Genomic DNA, 20962 nt, shown 5'->3' with positions numbered 1-20962 from the left:
CAACGTAATTCGCTATATTGTGGGAAAACGCGCTGTATAATAAAAAGAAATATCTTACTTGATACTGTAATATCATTCCTACCCGAATGTTATCCTTACAGAGGGATATTGCCGTGCTTTTTCTTCGGGGCCTCTTCCTTCTTTCCCCGGAAGGCCTTCAGTGCGCACAGCAGCTTTTCCCTTGTCTCCTCCGGCTTAATCACCTCATCCACAAAGCCTCTGGCCGCCGCCACATAGGGGTTCAAAAAACGTTCCTCATATTCCCTGATGCACTGCGCGCGCATGGCCTCCGGATCGGAAGCGGACTTTATTTTCCGTTTGAAGGCGATGTTGACCGCGCCTTCCGCGCCCATAACCGCAATCTCCGCAATGGGCCAGGCATAGACATAGTCCGCGCCCATTTCCCTGGAGTTCATGGCAATGTAAGCGCCGCCGTAGGCTTTTCTCATAATCAGTGAAATCTTAGGCACAGTAGCTTCGGAATACGCATACAGCACCTTCGCTCCGTGGCGGATGATTCCGCTGTGTTCCTGCGCGGTTCCCGGCAAAAAGGCGGGCACATCCACCAGCGTCAGAATGGGCAGGCCGAAGCAGTCGCAGAAACGGATGAAGCGGGCAATTTTATCGGAAGCATGGTAATCCAGGGAGCCGCCCATGACCGCAGGCTGGTTCGCCACAAAGCCCACAGTTTCCCCCTCCATCCTAGCAAAGCCCACCACTGCATTGGGAGCGAATTCCTGCTGCACCTCAAAGAAGCTGTTCCGGTCCGCAACACATGCAATGACTTCCTTTACATCATAGGAACGCCTGGAATTATCCGGCACAATCTCTTCCAGCCCGGCACAGGGATTCTCCGTCCCCTTTTTCCCGCTGTGGATGCGCCGGCCCAGATGCCCCACATGCTCCAGCACTTTATTTACGTTCTTTGCCAGCGCCCTTTTTTCCTCCGGACGGATGACCGGCGCTTTTTCTTCAAAATTGGAAGGCAGGTAGTTCAGGAGCTTTCGCACTCCCATCAGGCACTCCCCTTCCGTATCATAGGTAAAATGGGAAACGCCGCTCTTCCTGGCATGCACTTGCGCACCGCCCAGCTCTTCTACCGTTGTTTCCTCATTGATAACCGTCTTCACCACATTCGGCCCGGTAATGAACATCTTGGAGGTCTCCCTCACCATGAAAATAAAATCGCAGATAGCGGGCGCATAGCAGGCGCCGCCGGAGCAGGGGCCAAGAATCACCGCAATCTGGGGAATCACGCCGGAGGCCTTGGTATGACGCAGGAACATGCCCGCATAGCCGCTTAAGGAGCTGATGCCTTCCTCAATCCTGGCTCCGCCGCTGTCATTGATGCATACAAGCGGGGCCTTCATCTCCATCGCCATATCCTGCAGACGGCAGATTTTCATGGAATGGTACTCGCCCAGCGTTCCTCCGATTACCGTAAAGTCTTCACTGGCAGCGAAAACAAGCCTTCCGTCCACGTAACCGTAGCCGGTCACCACGCCGTCCCCCGGCACCCTTCTTTTATCCAGATCAAAGTCATCAATCCTGGATTCGATAAAAGCGTCCGTTTCCACAAAGCTTCCCTGATCAAATAAAAGCTCCAGCCTCTCCCGCGCGGTGAGCTTTCCTCCCGCATGCTGTTTATCTATCTTAGACTGTCCGCCGCCCAGCAGCGCCTTCTGTCTTCTTTCGTCCAGATTCCGGTTTGCCTGTTCCCAATTCATGTGCAGTCCTCCTGAATTTCTTGTTAATCTAACTATTTGAATATTTAATAGTTTGATATTCAAATTATTTAAATAATATTATAGCACGGCCTGAAAAAAGTGCAATCTTTTTTTCAGCCGTGCTTATACTTTTATCCTTACAGTCCGAAAAACAGCCTGTTCGGTAACCGGGATTTATTCTGCCGCAAGCTCACTGCGGACCATATCCAGCGCCGCCCGTATGACCTTATCCATATCATAATAACGGTACTGCCCCAGCCTGCCGCCGAACAGCACATTTTTTTCTTTTCCGGCCAGTTCCAGGTATCCGGCATACAGCTTTGTATTCTTTTCATCATTTACCGGATAATATGGTTCGTCCCCTCTGCGCCACTCTGCAGGGTATTCCCTGGTAATCACCGTACCAGGCTGTGTCCCGAATTCAAAATGCTTATGCTCAATAATCCGGGTGTAGGGAACCTCCCGTTCCGTATAATTGACCACTGCATTTCCCTGGAAGTTATCCACATCAGGAAGCTCCTGTGTTTCAAACCGGAGGGAACGGTATTCCAAAGCGCCCAGGCAATAATCAAAATATTCATCTATCATTCCTGTATAGAGAACCTTGTCCCAGGTGCACGGCTGCGCGCTTTCTTCGTTTTCCTTCAGGAAGTCCCGGTAGGTAATGCCGGTGCGCACGTCGCTGCCCGCCAGCATTTTCTCCACAATGGCGGTATAGCCGCCCTTGGGTATTCCCTGATAAGGATCATTGAAATAATTATTATCATAACGGAACCTCAGGGGCACCCGCTTGATAATAAACGCAGGGAGCTGGGTACAGTCCCTCCCCCACTGCTTCTCCGTATATCCTTTAATCAGCTTCTCGTAGACGTCCCTGCCCGCCAGGGAAAGGGCCTGTTCTTCCAGGTTCTTCGGTTCTCCGATATGCAGATCTCTGATCTGCTCCGCAATGATGGCCTTGGCTTCTGCGGGCGTCCGGATTCCCCACATCCTGCTGAATGTATTCATATTAAAGGGCAGGTTATAAAGCTCATCCTTATACACTGCCAGGGGTGAATTAATGTAATTGTTGAACTCCGCGAACTGTCCTACATAATCCCATATCTCCTTATCGGAGGTATGAAAAATATGGGCACCGTACTTATGTACCTGGATGCCCATACTTTCTTCCGTGTAGATGTTCCCGGCAATATGCTCTCTTTTGTCGATCAGCAGACAGGTCTTGCGCTCCCGCTGCATCTCGTACGCAAAACAGGCGCCAAACAGCCCTGTTCCGACAATCAGATAATCATAATGCATGGATAATCTCCCTCATTATTTTGCTTTGTATTTCTTGATCTGTACAAAGTCGTCCATCAGGCCGAGAATCTTGTCCCTTCCCTCCTGATTCAGCTTCACGTAGTACTGCATAACGCGGTTCTCAAGAAGCTGCTCACTAATGGTAGTATCTCTTTCCAGAGAACTGAAGTCTACCGGATTCAGGTTAAGCTTGTTGCACATTTTGATGACTGTGCCGTAAGCCATTCCGTCAATCCCTCTCTCCAGCGCCGTAACCAGAGTACTATAAGGGATCTGCATTTCTAATGCAAACTGCCTTACGCTTCTGTACTGGCTTAAAATTTCTTTTTTCAAGATCTGTGCTTTGGTCATTTCAAATCCCTCCATTACCTTTTAACCCTTAGGTTTTGCATTGATTATTGTACACTATCTACCTTTCATTTTGCAACATTTCTTTTGAAAAATAAACAAAATTTCGAATATTTTAATAAATTGGTCATAATTTGCTATAAAATGGCCCTGAAAAGGCAAAAACTGTAACTGTTCTGACTAATTTTCGCCCCCATCTGCCAGATTTTTCGCGTTTCATACATCTTCAATATAATTTTTCCACCACCGATTGGGAGGTTGCTTCATTATTTCGTTTACATTCCCTGAAATTTCTTTCATAATATTCCTGATACAGCAGATCAATGAGGTAAAGCTGGCTCATTTTGGCCTGCATGGAGCCGCCCTCAAGCGGGCCTTCATTGGATCCGCACAGCAATATGGAGTCACAGTAAGCAGTCAGGGGAGATTTTTTAAAATGGGTAATACAGGCAATGCGGGCGCCGGACTCCTTTGCCACCTTGGCTACATGGATATTGTCCTTGGTCGCCCCGGAATAGGAAATAATCACAATCAAATCTTCCTTGCCGCAGAGGGAGGCCGCCATGGACTGCATATGGGGATCCGTAATGCAGCTTACCTTGTTGGTAACGCGGAGGAATTTATTCCTGGCTTCCTCTGCCGTCAGAAGGCTGTCGCCGATCCCGAAAAAATGAACCCGCTCCGCCTTTTCAAACATATCCAGCGTTTTTTCAAAATTATCCCTGTCAAGAAGCATGTAGGTTTCCTTAATCGCTTCCATATGAAGCTCCATAATCTTCTCAGCCATGCTTCCCAGATTGTCATACGGCGACTGTGGGGAAGGCTTTGCCGGCGCTGCCGCCGCCTGGCTTAAGGACATTTTCATCTTAAATTCCTGATAGCCCTGGAGCTTCATGGTACGGCAAAACCGGTACACACTGGTGTCGCCCACCCTGCATGCATCCGCCAAATCCGTAATCGACATATACAGCACACCGCTCTGGTTTGCTATGACGTAATCAGCCACCTTTTTTTCCGCCTTGGTGAACTGATTGTAGGATGCCTTAATCTGTAGGATAAAATTGTCGCTGTTCACACTGCCCCTCACTTTCCATGCAGAGTATCCGCTCCTTCCGCGCATTTGCCCGCTCCCAGCAGGCCGGCCGTATTCTTAAGCTGCGCAGGCAGGATGACCACATCCCGGAAGCTGGGCATAATCTGCTTTCCCAGTTTTTTCCGGATTTCTTCTATAATATATGTCTGGCTCATCACACCGCCTCCCAGTATTACGCAGGGAGGGTTGAAAATATGTATTAAGGTTATCAGCCCGTAAAGGATTTCATCAATCCAGCTGTCCACGGTTTCCCGGATCTGTGGTTCCCCAATCCTGGCAAAAATATGCCGGCCGTCCGTCAGTGAAGCGTCCAGCTTCCCCGCGGCATTAACCAGCGCCGTGACGGACGCGTACCGTTCGTAGCAGCCGCTGAAAATATCAGCTTCCGCATCACGTTGCCCGCCATGAACCACCATGCCGCCCACTTCTCCTGCCGAAAAGCTGCCGCCGGTATAAATGCCGCCGTCCATAACCACCGCGCCGCCCACGCCTGTTCCATAGGTGAGCATCAGAAAATCCCGGAAGCTCTGTCCAGCGCCGAATGCCGCTTCTCCCAGTGCCGCGGCGTTCACATCATTCTCCACGGCCACCGGCACCCGGAATTCCTTTTCCATTATATCCCGAATCCGTGTTCCTGTATACCCCGGGATATTGGAATTGGCGAAGCGTATCACCCCCGCGGAAGAATCCACCTGCCCCGCCGTACTGATTCCTATCCGTTCAAAACCGCAGCAGCCCTTCAGAATCCCTATCGCTTTCCTCATAACGCTTTCCCCGCCCAGGTACGCATCCGTAGCAAATTCCCTGCAATCCCTGAGACTGCCGTTTTCATATATTCCCGCCTTTATAGAAGTCCCCCCGATATCCAGCACCGCAATTTTCATATTTGCTCCCATCCCCACGCTTTTGCGCAGTTATACCCTTACCTTTATCACGCATTTTTTCAGACGGCCCGGTTCTCCTGCCGCCACACCCGGTTTGTGCGGTTCTCCCGCCATGCACAGGATAAACCGACCCCGGCCCAGGAGACAGGCCGCTTTCTTTTCACACAATACGGTGCCAAAATCCATTTCTTCTGAGTAGGGAAATTTTTCCCCCTCCGTGGTTCCTCCGATCTGGATTTCTTCCATTCCCTCAAGATCAATCTGGATATCCATATATTTTCTGTGGACTTCAAAATCCGCCTGCGTTTCCTCCTTTGTCACCGTCTCCATTACGTTGATGAAGCAGTCCGTTCCCGCTATTTCCGTTCTGCCGGACGGAAGCCTCTCCATATCCGTATTTTCCAGAAAATCTATAGCTCTGTCAAGCCACTCTCCCATCCCTCTGTATTCTCCGATTCTGTCCAGTGTATCATAAATCACAGTCTTCCTCCGTTTCCGCCCCGCTAAATGGTTCCGGTCAAAAAAGAACTGCAGGAAAAGGCCGGACAGCCTTCTGCCATACAGTTCCAGTCCATTGTTACATTTCTGAAAAAAGTTTCCGTCACTTTGCCTCTCTCATGGCAATCGCCTGTACAAAACGTCTTGTTATCTCCCTGGGCCTTGTCACCGCCGTACCCACAACTGCCGCAAAAGCGCCTGTATCAAGCGCCCTGCCCAGATCCTCAGGACACCAGATGCCGCCTTCCGCAATCACAGGTCTGCCGCATTCCTCCGCCAGCGTTTTCATCATGGAATAATCGGGCAGCCGGCTCCCTTTCGTATAGGAGGTATAGCCGCTCAGTGTGGTGCCAATAAAATCAAAGCCGAGCTGAGCCGCGTGCATTCCTTCCTCTATTGTGGAGCAGTCAGCCATAAAAAGCTGAGCCGGATATTTCTTCCGTACTTCATTAAAAAATTCATCCAGGGTTTTCCCGTCCGGCCGAAGCCGCATCGTAGCATCCGCGGCAATAATTTCACAGCCACAGGAAGCCAGCGCATCCACCTCTTTCATTGTCGGTGTTATGTAGATTTCGCAGCCGGGATAAACTTCTTTTATTATACCAATCACAGGAAGCGTTACCGTCTTTTTAATTGCCGTAATATCTTCCACGGTATTTGCCCTGATTCCGGCTGCCCCTCCTTCCATGGCCGCATATGCCATACGTGACATAATGTAGGAGCTGTACAGAGGTTCTTCCTTTAACGCCTGGCAGGATACAATCAGCTTACCATGAATCTGATCCATAATTTCCTGTTGTGTCATCTTTACTCCCATCTGCGCCCTGAGGCGCGCATACAAATCAGAGCCTTTGATGCTGTCCGGTTAAGCTTCCATGGTTTTGGACGTATCGTCCTGATTTGCAGTTGATATTTTTTTGTGTTTTCGTATAAACCGACTATAGCATATAGGGAAAATTTTTTCAATATTATACGAATGAAAGAAAAATCTTTTATTTTGTTGTTTTCACCATATCATAATGCTATAATTTCCTCATCTGAAAAAAGCCATAAAATTGAATAACAGGTAACTGCCAGGTTACTGAACAATTTACACAGGCAAAAAGAAAAGAGGGAAAAATTCATGTCAAAATACGATGTATCACGCTTCCGCAATGTAACCGTAGCGCTCAACACCCCTTTCACCAAATCCGGCGAGGTGGATTTGGCCGCCGCCAGAAGGCTTACCCGCTACTATATTAACAAAGGCATTAAGAGCCTTTATGTATGCGGAAGCACCGGCGAGGGTTTTCTGCTGGACAGCCGGGAAAGAATGGCTGTAGTGGAAGCGGTTAAAGAAGAGGCCGGAGAGGAAATGGCCGTTATAGTCCATGTGGGCTGTCCTGACACCAGGCATGCGGCGGAGCTGGCAAGGCATGCGCAGAAGGCCGGCGCGGATGCAACCAGCGCGGTGCCCTGCGTCTACTATCATCTGGGCGAGGAAAGCGTATACCGCCACTGGACGGCAATTACGGAAGCCGCCGACCTGCCCTTTTTCATTTATAACATACCGCAGCTGACCAGTTTTAATCTTTCCATGGAACTTTTTGAACGGATGCTTGCCAACGAGCGGGTTGCAGGCGTAAAATGTTCCTCAGAACCCTGCCATGACATCCTCCGCTTCAAACAGGCCGGCGGTGAGGATTTCATTGTTTTCAACGGCCCGGACGAGCAGTATCTCGCCGGAAGGCTGATGGGTGCGGACGCGGGAATCGGCGGAACCTACGGTTCCATGCCAGAGCTGTACCTGAAGCTGGAAGACCTGATCCGCAGAGGGGAAATTGCAAAGGCGCAGCAGCTGCAGATTAAGATAACACAATTTATTTACCGGCTGTGCTCCTTCCCTTCCATGCACGGCGCATGCAAGACCATTATCCGGCTGGACGGCGTGGACATCGGTGATCCCAGGCTCCCTTTCCTGCCTGTTGACGAAAAGGATCCTGCGATTATCAGCCTTTATCAGGATATACGCAACGCTGTGGAGGAAACAAAAAAATGGTAGGCAGATCTGATATTTAATACTGGAACAGACTGATGAAGTATCGCAGTCAGATATCCGATATGCAGGAGGGAAAGATGAAAAAGACCATTGTCGCTTTTGGCGACTCCAATACGCATGGCTACTGTTCGCAGACCGGAGGCCGGTTCAGTGAGGAGGAACGCTGGACCTGCCTGCTGGAGCAGTACCTTGGAAATGAATACCGGGTGATGGAGGAGGGACTGAGCGGCAGGACTACCGTTTTTGACGATCCCCTGTTCGAAGGTTTGAACGGCCTGTCCGCCATTACCCAGTGTCTGCTGACACATGAGCCGGTGGATCTGCTGATTATCATGCTGGGGACAAATGACACGAAAGCCCGCTTCTGCTGCAATGCGGAGAACATCGCCAAAGGGCTGGAACGCCTGGCAGGCAAAGCCATGTCCACTACGGGCGCCTTCCGGAGCGGCCCCAGGCTGCTGCTTATCGCCCCCGCCCCGATTGAGGAGGGCTACGCATCAACCTCCGCCGCCAATGAAATGGGACCGGGCTGTGTGGAGAAATCAAGGCAGCTGGCCTTCTGGTACGAAGACCTGGCAAAACGGATTGGCTGCAGCTTCCTGGACGCCGGCGCCATTGACGGGATACGGATGCATCCCAATGATTATATGCATCTGGATAAAAAAAGCCATGAGCTTCTGGCGCGTGCGCTGGCTGAGCTGATCCCATCCATTATTTGAAAACATCCCCTGTCACTGTATACCCTCACAGTGACTGCCAGAATCCTTCCTTAATCGCCTTCGGCGATGGATTTTAGCACTTCTGAATCACTTTTTTAAGTTCATCATCACAAAAAACAGTGCCATGCAGCTTTGCGGTTCTTAACCGGCTTTGTGCATGACACTGTTTTTTTCAGGGCTTTGCCTGATTTCTGTTATTTATCCACAGCCTGTCCCTGATGTCAGTCTCTTATCCCCAGACCTTAACCCGGTTGAAGCCTTCCTTCAGCTCCTCCAGCGGTCCTGCCGGAGAGCCTGCTTTTCTGGTTTTTCCAAGATAATCCTTATCCAGTACAATCGGATTTCCATCAGGATCGTCAAACGGCGCTTCCACAAGGCGGACCATTCCCAGTTTTTCCGTATCAATAATTTCCGTAGGGATGGAAAGCATATCCTTTTCCACATTCATTTCCAGGTAAACGCTGTCTCCCTCCACCGAAATTTTAACCTGCGGATCGCCCTCGCTCAGGTAATTGTCTTCCTCCCTGGCAAAGGCCGGCGCTCCCTTAAGATAAGCGTTGCCATTGATAAATACCGGCTGGTTTACCTTTTCAAACATTTCCACATCCCCGTTGCCAAGGGCGGTTACTTCTTCCACATATTCCTCAAGGGAAACAGGGGAGCCGTCATAGCCCGCGGTCCCGTTCAGGGACTGTTCCGTGTAGGTCTTAGTGCCTCCCAGGAAAATATTCTGATACAGCCTGTCATCCCCGCCGTAAACAAGCGTGGTTCCCGCCACCTGCGTGGTATGAGGGAAATGGTAAGGCGTGGAACGGTTCAGTACCGGCTCCCTGCGCATGGTGCCGCAGCACAGGTTATTCACATACGCGCCGCCCTGGGCAATGTTGTCAAAGTTATAATCAGAAGCAAAAATGTTATTATCAACCATGTAAGGGCCATGGGAAACCTCCACCATCAGATCCCTGTCATTTTCATAGAACAGGTTGCTGCCAACCCTCGTGCCCTGTGCCTGCCAGTCAAACCAGGCGCCCAGCGTACAGTTGTGGATGTGGTTATGGCATACCTGCACATCAATGGCGGCGTGAAGCTTAATGCCCGCGATTTCATAACCGAAATATTCATGCTTTACAGCAATATTGTATATGTGGTTATTGGTAATCTCACTGAATACACAGCCCATATGGCCCACCACGCCGTTCTGTCCGCAATCGTAAATCTCGTTGTTACGGATGATATGGGATCCGATTTTTTCCTTGCTCCAGCCAATCTGCAGGGCGCGGAACACGGCCTCCATCTGATACTGATAGCCGGGCTTGCGGTGCCTTCTGGTGCACAGGTTATGTCCTGTGGAGGCTTCCTTGCCGATACTGATGCCGCTGCACTTGGCGTCATGGATAATATTGTTTTCAATGATCCAGCCCTTGCTCCAGTGAGTTCCAAGAAGGCCGGGCTGATCCGCCGTAGGCGGCGTCCAGGGGCAGGCGGCCTGTTCCATTTCAAAGCCGCGTACCGTAATATAGTTCATCCCCGGCTTTTCCGGGTAAAAGCAGCATTTCCTCACATTGATTTCCACCAGCTCCCGGTTGGGATCCGCGCCCTGGAAATTAGCGTAAATTGTGGTATTTTCGTCATCCACCTGCGCATACCACTGGTAAACGGTATCCTCCGGATGCAGGATAGGCTCCGTCCTTTTTGTCCACGGCGGATTGTAGCCTTCCGTACGAATTACAGGATTCTTCACATCCTCCAGGCTCTTTGCCTCAAAAAATGATTTCCCGTTCAGATACACATCCCCCGTATGGATACAGTATCCCTCCGGTCCATCCGCACAGGGATAAAGGAACCAGTCCCCTCCCAGAATCTCCTGGTAGGGATTATAGTCGCCGAAAAGCGTATTGGGCACAACGGCCTTCCAAACCGTCCCTTCCGTCTGCTCCCAGTTCTGAATTCTTTCGGAACCCTTGATGACTACCTTTTCTCCTTCAGCCGCTTCATAGGTGATACGGCTGATATTGCTGTAGCCGGTATGGGCGGGCTTCACCCATTCCCTGTAAACGCCCTCATGGACGATGACTCTGTCGCCGGTTTCCGCTATGGCCGCCGCTCTGGAGATTGTCCGAAACGGATTTTCCCTGCTTCCCTCAGCACGGTCGCATCCGTTTACCGATACATGATATTCTATGTTCATTGCTTCCTCCATTCTGCCGCACCGCGGCAATTTCTCTGCTGACTATAGCATACAGGAGGAAGAGGCGCCCGTCCACGCAATTACTGCGGGGGACCTGTCACTTTTTGCTGTTACTGTTCACACCCCGTTTGGGTCTCTGCGGGCGGAAGTATCAGGAGGGCTGTTGCATCCACCATTTTCCATAGTTGTTGATATACAATGAAAACCTCGTGCCATCGCAAAAAAAGACACTCTCAGATTTTCTTCTGAAAGTGTCCTTAAAAGCGTATATTCCAGTCATACCGATATTCTTCCGGAATCAGTTGGAACGCTGAATCTCCAGTACCTTATATGTGATGGTGCCCGCCTGCGTTTCCACTTCTACAATATCCCCTACCTTAGCGCCGATAAGAGCCTTGCCTACGGGAGATTCGTTGGAGATCTTTCCCTTCAGGCTGTTTGCCTCGGTGGAACCGACAATCTTGTATTCCATTTCTTCATTATATTCCATGTCCAGAATTCTAACGCGGCAGCCGATGTTGATCTTCTCCAGATCCACTTCGTCTTCCACGACTACTTCCGCATTCTTCAGGATCTTCTCCAGCTCTTCAATTCTTGCTTCGATATCGCGCTGCTCGTCCTTTGCAGCATCGTATTCCGCATTTTCGGAGAGGTCGCCCTGCTCTCTTGCCTCTTTGATCTTCTGAGCCACTTCCTGTCTCTTAACCACCTTCAGGTTATGCAGTTCATCCTCATACTTACGAAGTCCTTCATAGGTAAGGATATTTTTCTTCTCTTCCATGTTTCTCTCCCTTTCTTATTCCTGCAGATTCCTTTTCCCGCCCGCGCTCCTGCCGGAACGGACATACTATAATTTACGGTCAGCATTAGAATATGGCAGTGCCTTCACATAAGCATTGCCATATCCGTTCCGCCTGCCTCATCTAGTCTTCAATTTAACTGTCTGACCATATTCCGCGTTCCGCAGTCTGTAAAAACGTTTCTACTTATACGGCTGATTATCATCAGACTCCTGGTAACGGTTCGTATTATACCTTTTTCTCACATAAGTGTCAAGAATATTCAAAGCACTCACATAAGAAATATCCTTTCTTTTGGCACAAAGCAGCCGTTCCTTCTCCGCCTCCGAGGTCATATCCAGATAGATCGTATTCTCCGGCAGACGGCGGAACGCAATCCTGTAACCGGGCCGCATATCAATACATATGCTTCCCCGGGAACCCGCAACAGCCGGGCTGCCCGCACAGATGACCGGGAGTCCCGTATCCTGATAGATATGGCTGTAGTAAGGGACTTCCTCCTCCAGGGAGATCTGCAGGCCGCCCTCCAGCGCCCGGCTGACCAGCAGAAGGCCGTTCAGCCCGTCATAATCACCTTCCAGAAATTCCCTGACAAGCTCCGCCTCCGCTTCTATTTCCTCATAAAAGTCTTCCTTCCCGAAATCAGGCATAATTATGGTCATATACGGAAAGAATCCCTGCTGCTTCCAAAGAAGGCGCATTAACGCAGGCTCCGGAACAGGCAGGGAACTAAATACCTCACCGGCCTTAGTTTTTCCCAGGATATTCCTAAGCTCCGGCGCCATCCAGATCTGATTTCCTCCCGCAGCTTCGGCCACAGCCTCCAACAGCCGTCCGCAGAGCTTTTCCGTCTTTTTCATCCAGCCCTCAGGAAGCATGTGAAACCTGAACTGTATTTCCTCCTCTGAAACGGTCCACTCCAATGGCCTGTTTCCCATGATCCGCCGCCGGATAAATCCCTTCCCGGTATGCCGGGCTCTTTTTGCCATATCCCTGTCCCAGGGTAAAAAAGCATCTATATATACCATGGTTAAGGGTATGCTGTTCATCCTGTTTTCATGCAGCGCTTTTTTATTTTCAAAAGGGAATTTCACAAAAAGGCTTTCTGGAAGGCAATTCCCAGAAGACGGTTCCCGGAAGGTGACTTTACATTGGCGATTCCCGAAAGGCGATTTTTAAAAGATGGCTTTGCACAGGCTCAGCCGCGGATGACCGCCTCCAGCTCCTGCATTGTCTCCATTTCATTGATGCGTTCCCTCAGCCTGGCGGAATGAGGATAGCCGGCCGTATACCAGCAGACATGCTTGCGCATTTCCCGGATAGCCGTATATTCTCCCTTATACTCCGTCAAAAGGGCGGCATGCCTCAGCATCATCTCCCGCACCTCCTCTATGGGTGGACTGGGCAGCAACTCGCCGGTATCCAGATAGTGAATGGTTCGGCGGAAAATCCATGGGTTTCCTCTGGCAGCCCGTCCGATAAGCACCGCATCGCAGCCCGTTTCCTTCAGCATGCGCTCCGCCGTCTCCGGTCCGGTCACATCACCGTTTCCGATTACCGGTATGCTTACCGCCGCCTTTACCCGGGCAATGATGTCCCAATCCGCTTGTCCGGCGTAATACTGCTCTCTTGTCCTGCCATGCACCGCTACAGCGGCGGCGCCGCTTTCCTGGGCAATGCGGGCGATTTCCACCGCATTGACGCAGCTGTCGTCAAAGCCCTTCCTGATTTTAACGGTTACGGGCTTATGAATCGCTCCGGCCACGGCCGAAATAATTTTTCCTGCAAGAAGAGGATCTTTCATGAGGGCGGAGCCTTCTCCATTATTTACAACCTTGGGTACGGGGCAGCCCATATTGATATCCAGAATGGAAAAAGGCCTTTCTTCAATTCTTTTTGCCATTTCCGCCATCAGTTTCGGATCGGAGCCGAAGAGCTGAAGAGAAACAGGGCGTTCCTTTTCATGGATTTCCAAAAGGCTTTCCGTATTCTTGTTTTTATAATATATGGCTTTGGCGCTCACCATTTCGCTGCATACGAGGCCGGTTCCCATTTCGCGGCAGAGCAGACGAAATGGCAGGTCGGTTACGCCTGCCATTGGTGCCAGAAATACCTGGTTTTCCAAAGTCACATTGCCAATTTGCACTTTTGCCATCTTTACATTCCTTTCATGAGAGGGATGACGCCCCGGAATTTTGTCCCTGCAGGCTGCTTCGGAATCCGATAATCCGTGAAGCTATCTGCGGTTCTTTTCGTAAATATAACGCAGGCCTTCCATGGTAAGGGCGGCGTCGTAGATATCTATGACGTCTGTTTCGTCGGCAATAATACGGCCCAGGCCGCCGGTAGCCACTACTTTCATATCCGGCAGGCCGGTTTCCTTTTTTACGGCATTGACGATATATTCGGTCTGACCTATCTGGCCATAGACAAGGCCTGCCTGCATACTGGAGATGGTTTCCTGGGCCAGGATGCTTTTGGGCTTCTTAATCTCCACTACAGGGAGCCTGGCTGTATCTTCCCAGAGGGCTTTGGCCGAAATACGGATGCCGGGAGCCGTAATGCCCGCAGCAAAGCAGCCGTCTGCAGTGACATAGTCATAGGTGGTTGCCGTTCCGAAGTCAAGAACAAGGACGGGGCCGCCGTACTTTTCATAGGCCGCCACTGCGTCTACAATACGGTCGGGGCCGATTTCCTTGGGGCTTTCGGTGATGATGCGGATACCGGTCTTTGTGCCTGCTCCCACAATGAGGGGCGGGGTTCCCAGGTAGCGCGTAATGCCGCCCACAAGGGAATGCATGATATTGGGGACCACGCTTGCCAGGATGGTTCCCTCAATCTGCTCTTTGGAGATTCCGTCAAACATCAGCAGCTGCCTGATGCTCATTCCGTATTCGTCCGAGGTGTGGGGCAGCTTGGACATCATGCGGAAGGTGGTGACTAATTTTTTCCCTTCATATACGCCGAAGGTAATATTGGTATTGCCTACATCAATTACTAATATCATGCTGTTCTCCTGTTCTATTCTTCTTCATCCAGGAAATCCGCTACGTTTTCATGGAGCACCATGGCTCTGTAATAAAGGCTGAGGGACTCAAGAAGTTCCCTTCTTTTTCTTCTGATTTCACCCAGAAGAAGCCCGCTGCTCACCTCATCATAGAGGAAATCCTCTTCGGCAGCCGTGGTTTCCAGGGTCACGCCGCCGTCCGGTTCAAAGAGTATGGTAAAAATACCGCCCACTTCCTCAGTGTAAAGCACGCAAAGGATATGCAGCTCGTCCTGAACGGACTGGGGCAGTTTGTTAAAATCAGGGTTAAAATAATATTTCTGCTCATAGGAGTTGGCGCCGCACAGGAGCATGCGCCCGTCCTCCGTTCTGCCGGTTTTCCATCTTTCTTCCATGTTCTGTCCGCCTGTCTTTTATAATCTGTTACTTCACTCATTATAGCAACTGTCCGGGAGGGCGCATCTTCTTGAATGGCTCTGCCGTCCTGAGCTGTTACAAAATATTACACGTAGCCATATACGCCGCGTACGGAAACTTCGCCGGCATATACCCTGGCAAGCTCCCCGTCTTCTTTTTCCACAAGAAGCTCCCCTGCTTCGTTAATGCCTCTGGCCGTGCCGCAGAATTCGCCTTTCGGGTCAAGGACCCGCACCCTGGCATCCTTATTCAGGAGATAGCTGTGATATGCAGGAAGCAGGGCCGTGAGATCCCAGGTTTCCCGAAATTTATCATAAGCCTTTTCGAAATGCTCCATGATGGACAAAAGCAGGGCGGAACGGGTGATCCTTTCCCCTTTTTCCAGGGCAAGGGACGTTGCTGTTGCACTTATTTCCTCCGGGAAATCCATCTGATTGACGTTAATGCCGCAGCCTATGACCACATAATGGATGTAGTCAGGCTCCGCGCTCATTTCCGTCAGGATGCCGCAGACCTTTTTGCCGTGCGCCACAATATCGTTGGGCCATTTAATGCCGGCGTTAATGCCAAGCTCCTCCACAGCCTCCGCCGCGGCAAGAGCCATAACAAGGGTGAGCATGCAGGCCTGCTCCGGCTTGCAGTCAGGGCGCAGCAGGAGGGTAAAATAGAGATTGCATCCCTTAGGGGAGGCCCAGCTTCGCCCCCTCCGGCCGCGGCCCGTATTCTGGCAGTCCGTCACCACCAGCGTTCCCTCCGGCGCGCCTTCCTCAGCCGCCTTTTTGGCATCGATATTCGTAGAACCCGTTTCCGGGAAATACATCAGGCGGCATCCCGCCCAATGGCCTTCTCCCCGGTTCTCAAAACGGCTTTTGATTTCATCTTCCCCCACCACATCCGGGGAGGCCTTCAGACGGTAGCCTTTGTTCTGTACCGCTTCTATCTCATAGCCCTCCGCCTTCAGCTGGTTCATCACCTTCCATACAGCGGTGCGGGAAACGCCGAACCGGCTGCAAAGCTCCTGCCCCGATATATATTCCTGGCTTCCGTCCTGTGCATTCCCCCTGCGCATTCCTTCTCTCAGCAGGGTGAGTATTTCCGATTTCATATATCCGTCAGCGCTCCTTTGAGGTTTTTGGCCTGCCTGTTATTTTCAGAATTCATAACCAAGTGAGGCCGCCATGACCGCCTTGATGGTATGCATCCTGTTTTCCGCTTCATCAAATACCACGGAGGCAGGGGATTCAAACACCTCGTTGGTAACCTCCATTTCACTGATGCCGAATTTTTCCCCTATCTCTTTCCCGATCCTCGTATTCAGATCATGGAATGCAGGGAGGCAGTGCATGAAAATAGCATTTCCCGCATTATCCATAATCGCTTTATTCACCTGATACGGGGAAAGCAGGTTGATCCTCTCCTCCCATACATAGTCCGGTTCACCCATGGATACCCATACGTCGGTGCAGATGACATCCGCATCCCTGGTTCCCGCCATGACATCCTCAGTCAGGGTGATGCTTCCGCCGTTTTCCGATGCAATAACCTTACACTGGTTCACCAGCTCCTGGGACGGGAAGTATGCCTTCGGCGCGCAGGCAGTAAAATGCATGCCCATTTTCGCACAGGCCACCATATAGGAATTGCCCATATTATAGCGGGCATCGCCCATGTATACAAGCTTTACGCCCTTAATACGGCCAAGATGCTCTCTGATGGTCAGAAGATCCGCCAACATCTGGGTGGGATGGAATTCATTGGTCAGGCCATTCCATACAGGAACTCCCGCATTAGCGGCCAGCTCTTCCACAATCGCCTGTCCGAAGCCGCGGTATTCAATTCCTTCATACATTCTTCCCAGCACCCTGGCGGTATCGGCAATGCTTTCCTTCTTGCCAATCTGGGAGCCTGAAGGATCCAGATAGGTGGTTCCCAGGCCCAGATCATGGGCGGCAACCTCAAAAGAGCATCTGGTCCTGGTACTTGTTTTTTCAAAAATCAGGGCTACGTTCTTCCCCTGGAAACAATTGACCGGAATGCCTTTTTTCTTCTTGTCCTTCAAATCAGCAGCCAAATCCAGCAGGTATGTAATCTCCTCCGGCGTATAATCCATTAATTTCAAAAAATGACGTCCTTTTAAGTCCATAGCAGTCTCTCCTCTCTTTCTTCATTCCTTCTGACGAAAAAGTCCCACATCCTGATCGTCTTTGATGTGAGACTTATCCATGTCTTTTATATAGTTACCGGTTTATTCCCGCGTGCAGCGAACCGGACGGACGCGTCAACGCGCCCACCCGGCGGCTGCACGGGGTTCAAATGCCCCGCTGCTTACGCGGGGTATTTGCTGTCAGCTATTGAGCACTTCCTTGGCAGAGGCCAGCATTCCTGCAAGTCCCTGGATTTCGGATGGGATAATGATCTTGGTCGCCTTGCCGTCAGCTGCCTTTTCAAAGGCCTCCAAGCTCTTGATCTTGAGCACCGCATCATCCGCTCCTGCTTCTTTGATAAAACGGATACCGTCAGCTGCGGCCTGCTGTACCTTCAGGATAGCTTCCGCTTCACCTTCCGCTTCCCGAATCATCTTCTCCTTCTCAGCTTCCGCATGAAGGATGGCAGACTGCTTCTCGCCTTCCGCTTCCAGAATCGCGGACTGCTTCTTACCTTCCGCTACAAGGATGGTGGACTTCTTCTCGCCTTCCGCCCGGAGGATGGACTCACGTCTTTCACGTTCCGCCTTCATCTGCTTCTCCATGGCGTCCTGGATGGCCGCCGGAGGTATGATATTCTTCAGTTCGACTCTGGTTACTTTAATTCCCCAGGGGTCGGTGGCAACGTCCAGGGACGCGCGCATTTTGGTATTGATGGTCTCTCTGGAGGTCAAGGTCTGATCCAGCTCCAAGTCGCCGATGATATTACGAAGCGTGGTAGCCGTCAGGTTCTCAATAGCCATGATGGGATTTTCCACGCCATAGGTATACAGCTTGGGATCGGTAATCTGGAAAAATACTACCGTATCTATCCGCATGGTAACGTTGTCCTTGGTGATAACCGGCTGGGGAGCGAAATCAACCACCTGCTCCTTCAGGTTCACCTTTCTGGCAATCTTATCAATAAAAGGCATTTTTAATTTCAGGCCCACGCTCCAGGTCCCCTGGTAGGCGCCCAGCCTTTCCACAACATATGCCTGAGCCTGCGGTACAATCTTGATACATGATGCCAGCAGGATGATGATAAGTACAAGAATAATTAACAGCACAATTGCTCCAGCCATACTACATTCCCTCATTTCTTTCTTCTACGATTAGTTTGACCCCGCTGATGGCGCGTATAATCACGATGGTTCCCCTGGGAAGCTTCACACCGTCCATCACATTCCTGGCGGTCCATTCCTGTCCGTCCACACTTACCGTGCCGGCGGCCATCAGGTTATCCACTTCCTCTGTGACAATAGCCTGCTTGCCTATCAGGCTTTCCGCGTTGGTCTTGATCCTGTCTCTGTTAAAATACTTCATTGCGATCGGTCTTGTGAAAAGCAGAAGCACCACCGACACGCTCAGAAACAACGTTATCTGCACATACAACGGTGCGTCGAAAGCCGCTGCTATGATTGCGACGAATGCTCCGCCCGCAAACCAGATGGTGGTAAGACCCATAGTTGCAATCTCAATGGCAACCAGAATAATAAGCAAAATCAGCCAGAATACAACCTGGTTCATACAAATCCCTCCTTTTCGGCTTTCCTACATAATACTATATAATAAAAAGATATTCAATCATTTGTTTCAGGCCGATGGAAGCAATGCCGCAGTCCCGTTACTGTTCACTCCCTGTTTGTGTCCAGCTTGGGCGGTTGCCGCCGCCCTGTATACAAAGCATCCTTTACCAGAATACATGATTGCCGATAACAATGCCTTCCCGGCTGCCTGCTCGTCTGAAATGGGTGGCGGTTCCCACATTTGTGGAGCCTGCCAGAGCCTCGTTGGCCGCCTGCAGGCAGCTGGCTTTAATATTTCCGCTCTGGATGAGCCTGGCTACCTTGCCGGTTCCCGCAGGGCCGAACTGTCCGGATGCATAGATAACCCCGGAAACACTGTTGGGGTAGGAACCGCTTTTCACCCGGTTGATTACCACCGCGCCTACCGCAAGCTGTCCTTCATAAATTTCGCTTCCCGCTTCGCATTGGATCAGCGCCGCCAGCAGAATAGCATCGCTGGTCCCTGCAGGCACTGCGCCTGAGTTTTCTATATTTCTGCCGCCTGTACGTCCTGCTTTTTCCGATGCCTTCCCATCCTGCGCCTGAAGCAGGGTCTGGGCCTGGGCTTCCTTCTGCGCAGCTTCCCTTGCCGCGATTTCCTCCAGAGTCTCACCCTCGTCCAGTTCGAATTCCACAGTAATATAGTCTGCCGACACATAACCGGTGCGGCCTTCGTAGTCCACGGCCGCCCAATCCGCATTCAGCCGGATGCCGTCGCTGAATTCCAGCTCTCCCGCATCCACTATCCGGAAAATTTCTCCTCTTGCAGCCAGATCGTATACCGTCGCATCGGCCGCAGGCTCCTTACGGATACGCAGAGTATCCCCGGTAACCGTGGCTACCGTTCTCCCCACCTTCTTAGCCTCCTCCAGCGCTTTCTGTCCGAACAGAAGGAATTCGTCCTTGGCCCAGCCGGTAAGGTCACCTGATTTCAGCTTCGTCCAGCCATTCTTTCTTTCCAGTACCGTTCCACCGCAGTCCGCGTAAAGGTAGCCTACCTTCTTCGCTTCCTCGTCCGGCTCCTGTCTTACATTCAGCGTATTGGACACGTTGGCCATAACCAGATCGTAATCCGTATCCGCCGCTTCCTCCACGGCCTTTTCTCCGTCAGGTATTCTGTCGGTAATCACCGCTTCTCCCACGGCGCCTGTCTGCAGGGCTTCGGCCATAAGGATATCCTTTTCCCCGTCCTTCTCCGTAGCATCCGTATCCGCGTTCTGTAAATCGGGTACATCCGCTTCCTCATCCAGGATTTCCGCAACGCCCGCCCCCAGACGCTCTCCGCTGCTTCCCTGCGCGCTGGACTGTGTCCCTGCCATGAGCATACATACGGCGGCAAACAGCAGCGTCCGCCTCATAAAAAATGCAATGCTGTGTTTTCTCAATACTTTCATAGTATAACCCCTGTAAAGTGTTTTACACTTCCCCTCATGCCGCCTGTGCGGCACAGATAAGATATGGGAAAATGGCCGTGCCATAATTCCCGCCGCGGGACAGCCTTCTAATTCCGCTCCGCTTCCCGCCAGATATTACAGACATGTTAACAATTGTTGCAAAATTTGTCAAGTTTTGTAAAAAAACAGACATATTAGCAGTAACAACACCAGAGATTTCAACTGTTACTGTTGATAGCTTATTTTTCATATGCCGACTGCGGCAGGTAAGAAAAAAGACGGCTGGATATATACTCCAACCGCCTTTTGCTCTTTTGTCTGTTTCGTTTTATCCAATGTAACAGTTCAGAACATCCAATATATCCGCCATCCTGAACAGTTACTATTCAATTAATAAAAAACATGATTGCCGATGACCTGCCCATGTCTTCCGTTTACCCTTCGGAAATAAAGCTTATCTCCTACAGGCTCGGAACCTGCAAGCGCTTCAATGGCCGCCTGTCTGCAGGACTGGCTGATATCGCCGGTGGAAAGGGTTCTGGAAAGGCTTCCGTTCCTTACCGGGCTGAACTGGCCGGCCGCATAGATAACATCCGGAATACTGCTGGGATGTTCTGCAGCTTCCACACGGTTCATAACCACGCTGCCAACCGCGACCTGGCCCACATAGGGCTCGCCGCCGGCTTCACACTGGATGAGCGCTGCAAGCAGCTCCACATCCTGGGGGGTAACGCCCGACTGCGCGATAACCGCCTGCTGTGCTGCCTGAACCGCGGCTGCCTGCGCCTGCTCGGCTGCG

At 51.1% G+C, this 20962-nt stretch carries 22 protein-coding genes; 2 read left to right on the top strand and 20 right to left on the bottom strand.

All coding sequences use genetic code 11. From position 1 onward, the window contains the following. Positions 1-95 precede the first annotated feature (95 nt). From HMPREF1548_RS13700 to HMPREF1548_RS13670, 7 genes are all read right to left on the bottom strand, one after another. On the bottom strand, positions 96-1727 hold the full coding sequence (locus tag HMPREF1548_RS13700; RefSeq protein WP_021636821.1) for an acyl-CoA carboxylase subunit beta: 1632 nt from the start codon (positions 1725-1727) through the stop codon (positions 96-98). A gap of 174 nt (positions 1728-1901) precedes the next feature. After that, positions 1902-3026, bottom strand: a complete 1125-nt coding sequence (gene glf, locus HMPREF1548_RS13695) for a UDP-galactopyranose mutase (RefSeq protein ID WP_021636820.1) — start codon at positions 3024-3026, stop codon at positions 1902-1904. Positions 3027-3041: 15 nt separating this feature from the next. Next, positions 3042-3377 (bottom strand): transcriptional regulator, encoded by a 336-nt coding sequence (locus tag HMPREF1548_RS13690; protein WP_009256204.1) that lies wholly within the window; start codon positions 3375-3377, stop codon positions 3042-3044. Positions 3378-3600: 223 nt separating this feature from the next. After that, positions 3601-4449, bottom strand: a complete 849-nt coding sequence (locus tag HMPREF1548_RS13685) for a MurR/RpiR family transcriptional regulator (RefSeq protein WP_035322138.1) — start codon at positions 4447-4449, stop codon at positions 3601-3603. Between the two features lie 8 nt (positions 4450-4457). Further along, positions 4458-5351: an ROK family protein gene (locus HMPREF1548_RS13680; protein WP_035322130.1), complete on the bottom strand. Its 894-nt coding sequence runs from the start codon at positions 5349-5351 to the stop codon at positions 4458-4460. Between the two features lie 30 nt (positions 5352-5381). Beyond that, positions 5382-5831, bottom strand: a complete 450-nt coding sequence (locus tag HMPREF1548_RS13675) for a NanQ anomerase/TabA/YiaL family protein (RefSeq protein ID WP_021636816.1) — start codon at positions 5829-5831, stop codon at positions 5382-5384. A 121-nt stretch (positions 5832-5952) separates the two neighbouring features. Continuing rightward, a complete protein-coding gene (locus HMPREF1548_RS13670) occupies positions 5953-6654 on the bottom strand; it encodes an N-acetylmannosamine-6-phosphate 2-epimerase (RefSeq protein ID WP_025487449.1) in 702 nt (233 codons plus the stop codon). Positions 6655-6972: 318 nt separating this feature from the next. Between HMPREF1548_RS13670 and HMPREF1548_RS13665 the strand changes: the two genes are divergently transcribed. After that, positions 6973-7890, top strand: coding sequence for a dihydrodipicolinate synthase family protein (locus HMPREF1548_RS13665; protein ID WP_021636813.1), 918 nt, complete (start codon positions 6973-6975; stop codon positions 7888-7890). 74 nt (positions 7891-7964) lie between these two features. Continuing rightward, positions 7965-8606 carry an SGNH/GDSL hydrolase family protein gene (locus HMPREF1548_RS13660; RefSeq protein WP_025487451.1) on the top strand — a complete coding sequence of 214 codons (642 nt, stop codon included), beginning with the start codon at positions 7965-7967 and terminating at the stop codon, positions 8604-8606. A gap of 229 nt (positions 8607-8835) precedes the next feature. Here HMPREF1548_RS13660 and HMPREF1548_RS13655 read toward each other — a convergent pair whose 3' ends face one another. From HMPREF1548_RS13655 to HMPREF1548_RS13600, 13 genes are all read right to left on the bottom strand, one after another. Next, a complete protein-coding gene (locus HMPREF1548_RS13655; protein WP_035322127.1) occupies positions 8836-10794 on the bottom strand; it encodes a right-handed parallel beta-helix repeat-containing protein in 1959 nt (652 codons plus the stop codon). A gap of 298 nt (positions 10795-11092) precedes the next feature. Then, positions 11093-11575, bottom strand: a complete 483-nt coding sequence (greA, locus tag HMPREF1548_RS13650; protein ID WP_021636810.1) for a transcription elongation factor GreA — start codon at positions 11573-11575, stop codon at positions 11093-11095. A gap of 201 nt (positions 11576-11776) precedes the next feature. Then, positions 11777-12688 carry a hypothetical protein gene (locus tag HMPREF1548_RS13645; protein ID WP_021636809.1) on the bottom strand — a complete coding sequence of 304 codons (912 nt, stop codon included), beginning with the start codon at positions 12686-12688 and terminating at the stop codon, positions 11777-11779. Positions 12689-12792: 104 nt separating this feature from the next. Continuing rightward, positions 12793-13749: a tRNA dihydrouridine synthase DusB gene (gene dusB / locus HMPREF1548_RS13640; protein ID WP_021636808.1), complete on the bottom strand. Its 957-nt coding sequence runs from the start codon at positions 13747-13749 to the stop codon at positions 12793-12795. A gap of 81 nt (positions 13750-13830) precedes the next feature. Next, positions 13831-14601 carry a type III pantothenate kinase gene (locus HMPREF1548_RS13635; RefSeq protein ID WP_021636807.1) on the bottom strand — a complete coding sequence of 257 codons (771 nt, stop codon included), beginning with the start codon at positions 14599-14601 and terminating at the stop codon, positions 13831-13833. A 14-nt stretch (positions 14602-14615) separates the two neighbouring features. Next, on the bottom strand, positions 14616-14996 hold the full coding sequence (locus HMPREF1548_RS13630) for a DUF6145 family protein (RefSeq protein ID WP_021636806.1): 381 nt from the start codon (positions 14994-14996) through the stop codon (positions 14616-14618). Between the two features lie 107 nt (positions 14997-15103). Next, positions 15104-16123, bottom strand: coding sequence for a biotin--[acetyl-CoA-carboxylase] ligase (locus HMPREF1548_RS13625; RefSeq protein ID WP_021636805.1), 1020 nt, complete (start codon positions 16121-16123; stop codon positions 15104-15106). A 45-nt stretch (positions 16124-16168) separates the two neighbouring features. Next, a complete protein-coding gene (argF, locus tag HMPREF1548_RS13620) occupies positions 16169-17161 on the bottom strand; it encodes an ornithine carbamoyltransferase (protein WP_021636804.1) in 993 nt (330 codons plus the stop codon). 201 nt (positions 17162-17362) lie between these two features. Further along, a complete protein-coding gene (locus tag HMPREF1548_RS13615; protein WP_035322126.1) occupies positions 17363-18286 on the bottom strand; it encodes an SPFH domain-containing protein in 924 nt (307 codons plus the stop codon). A gap of 1 nt (position 18287) precedes the next feature. After that, positions 18288-18731, bottom strand: a complete 444-nt coding sequence (locus HMPREF1548_RS13610) for an NfeD family protein (protein WP_021636802.1) — start codon at positions 18729-18731, stop codon at positions 18288-18290. A gap of 163 nt (positions 18732-18894) precedes the next feature. Continuing rightward, entirely contained in the window at positions 18895-20163 is a 1269-nt protein-coding gene (locus HMPREF1548_RS13605; protein WP_021636801.1) for a cell wall hydrolase, read from the bottom strand. 34 nt (positions 20164-20197) lie between these two features. Beyond that, complete coding sequence (locus tag HMPREF1548_RS29980; RefSeq protein ID WP_021636800.1) at positions 20198-20413, bottom strand: hypothetical protein; 216 nt, start codon at positions 20411-20413, stop codon at positions 20198-20200. A gap of 140 nt (positions 20414-20553) precedes the next feature. Continuing rightward, a partial coding sequence (locus tag HMPREF1548_RS13600) for a cell wall hydrolase (protein WP_021636798.1) occupies positions 20554-20962 on the bottom strand: 409 nt, incomplete at its 5' end.

The organism is Clostridium sp. KLE 1755, from assembly GCF_000466465.2.
GTDB classification, from domain to species: Bacteria; Bacillota; Clostridia; order Lachnospirales; family Lachnospiraceae; genus Eisenbergiella; species Eisenbergiella porci.
Note: the sequence above shows the minus strand (reverse complement) of the source record. Positions and strands in the feature narration are given on the sequence as shown.

Excerpts from the sequence above, each read along its gene's own strand:
- HMPREF1548_RS13670 (WP_025487449.1), bottom strand. The coding sequence starts at position 6,654 with ATGACACAACAGGAAATTATGGATCAGATTCATGGTAAGCTGATTGTA.
- HMPREF1548_RS13690 (WP_009256204.1), bottom strand. The coding sequence starts at position 3,377 with ATGACCAAAGCACAGATCTTGAAAAAAGAAATTTTAAGCCAGTACAGA.
- HMPREF1548_RS29980 (WP_021636800.1), bottom strand. The coding sequence starts at position 20,413 with ATGAAAAATAAGCTATCAACAGTAACAGTTGAAATCTCTGGTGTTGTT.
- HMPREF1548_RS13660 (WP_025487451.1), top strand. The coding sequence starts at position 7,965 with ATGAAAAAGACCATTGTCGCTTTTGGCGACTCCAATACGCATGGCTAC.
- dusB (WP_021636808.1), bottom strand. The coding sequence starts at position 13,749 with ATGGCAAAAGTGCAAATTGGCAATGTGACTTTGGAAAACCAGGTATTT.
- HMPREF1548_RS13680 (WP_035322130.1), bottom strand. The coding sequence starts at position 5,351 with ATGAAAATTGCGGTGCTGGATATCGGGGGGACTTCTATAAAGGCGGGA.
- HMPREF1548_RS13635 (WP_021636807.1), bottom strand. The coding sequence starts at position 14,601 with ATGATATTAGTAATTGATGTAGGCAATACCAATATTACCTTCGGCGTA.
- argF (WP_021636804.1), bottom strand. The coding sequence starts at position 17,161 with ATGGACTTAAAAGGACGTCATTTTTTGAAATTAATGGATTATACGCCG.
- HMPREF1548_RS13610 (WP_021636802.1), bottom strand. The coding sequence starts at position 18,731 with ATGAACCAGGTTGTATTCTGGCTGATTTTGCTTATTATTCTGGTTGCC.
- glf (WP_021636820.1), bottom strand. The coding sequence starts at position 3,026 with ATGCATTATGATTATCTGATTGTCGGAACAGGGCTGTTTGGCGCCTGT.
- HMPREF1548_RS13655 (WP_035322127.1), bottom strand. The coding sequence starts at position 10,794 with ATGAACATAGAATATCATGTATCGGTAAACGGATGCGACCGTGCTGAG.
- HMPREF1548_RS13605 (WP_021636801.1), bottom strand. The coding sequence starts at position 20,163 with ATGAAAGTATTGAGAAAACACAGCATTGCATTTTTTATGAGGCGGACG.
- HMPREF1548_RS13700 (WP_021636821.1), bottom strand. The coding sequence starts at position 1,727 with ATGAATTGGGAACAGGCAAACCGGAATCTGGACGAAAGAAGACAGAAG.
- greA (WP_021636810.1), bottom strand. The coding sequence starts at position 11,575 with ATGGAAGAGAAGAAAAATATCCTTACCTATGAAGGACTTCGTAAGTAT.
- HMPREF1548_RS13630 (WP_021636806.1), bottom strand. The coding sequence starts at position 14,996 with ATGGAAGAAAGATGGAAAACCGGCAGAACGGAGGACGGGCGCATGCTC.
- HMPREF1548_RS13625 (WP_021636805.1), bottom strand. The coding sequence starts at position 16,123 with ATGAAATCGGAAATACTCACCCTGCTGAGAGAAGGAATGCGCAGGGGG.
- HMPREF1548_RS13615 (WP_035322126.1), bottom strand. The coding sequence starts at position 18,286 with ATGGCTGGAGCAATTGTGCTGTTAATTATTCTTGTACTTATCATCATC.
- HMPREF1548_RS13665 (WP_021636813.1), top strand. The coding sequence starts at position 6,973 with ATGTCAAAATACGATGTATCACGCTTCCGCAATGTAACCGTAGCGCTC.